The following is a 770-nucleotide window of genomic DNA, read 5'->3' as shown; positions in this document are numbered from 1 at the left end:
ACAAGGTTCTTTTTTCCATATCATGCTTATTATTAACCTGGATTTCTACATTTACACGACTTCCATCTTCAAGCTGCGCATGGACATCCAGAATCGATTTTTTATCCTCGGTATTTTCCTTGTTGAACTGCGGGTCCAGTAGAGTAACCTCTGTAATCTTTTGGTTATCAGGCAAACGGAGAGCAGCATTCAAAAAAGCGGCCAGAATGGATTCATTTCCGTGTGTACCAAACAAGGCTTTAAAGGCAAAATCTACGCGTAGGTCCAATCTTTTTCTCATAACGTCCCCCGTACTTTTTTCTTTTGTTATCTCTTAGTATACCATGTTGTTAGACTGGATTCTGGACATGCGAAAACAAGAGTGCAAAAATAAAGCAAATGCATTCTACATTGAGAAGTCTGACTATGAAGAAAAAGTACGACAAGCCATGTGGACTCGAAATAGTTCAGCTTATTCATGAATAGAGGAAAACGTTGACACAACTACCCGTTTATGACAACGTGCTCACTCAGAAGTTTAGCGACCAAGTACCGAACCAGGTATGGATAGTCGACATTACGTAGATGAAGGCTGGCTTTATCTAGGGGGCATCATGGGCCTATATACCAGAAAGATTTTCGGTTGGCGCATAAATAAACAAATGATGAAGAAACGGATTTTTAAGTACATGGCGTGCTTTTCTCGATTCCATGTGTCCAATCTATTGACAGAGGTCTATACCCTACTACGTTCAGATAAAACATGATATTAAAGCGTTGGTCAATGACCA

General features: G+C 40.0%; 1 protein-coding gene. It reads right to left on the bottom strand.

Annotated elements, in window-relative coordinates; genetic code table 11:
• Positions 1 to 280 (bottom strand): Rpn family recombination-promoting nuclease/putative transposase (locus HMPREF0083_RS23975; protein WP_021624521.1); only part of this gene is annotated, 280 nt, incomplete at its 3' end.
• Between the last annotated feature and the right edge of the window lie 490 nt (positions 281 to 770).

Source organism: Aneurinibacillus aneurinilyticus ATCC 12856 (assembly GCF_000466385.1).
In the GTDB taxonomy this organism is placed as follows: Bacteria; Bacillota; Bacilli; order Aneurinibacillales; family Aneurinibacillaceae; genus Aneurinibacillus; species Aneurinibacillus aneurinilyticus.
This window is presented reverse-complemented; position numbering and strand designations above follow the sequence as displayed.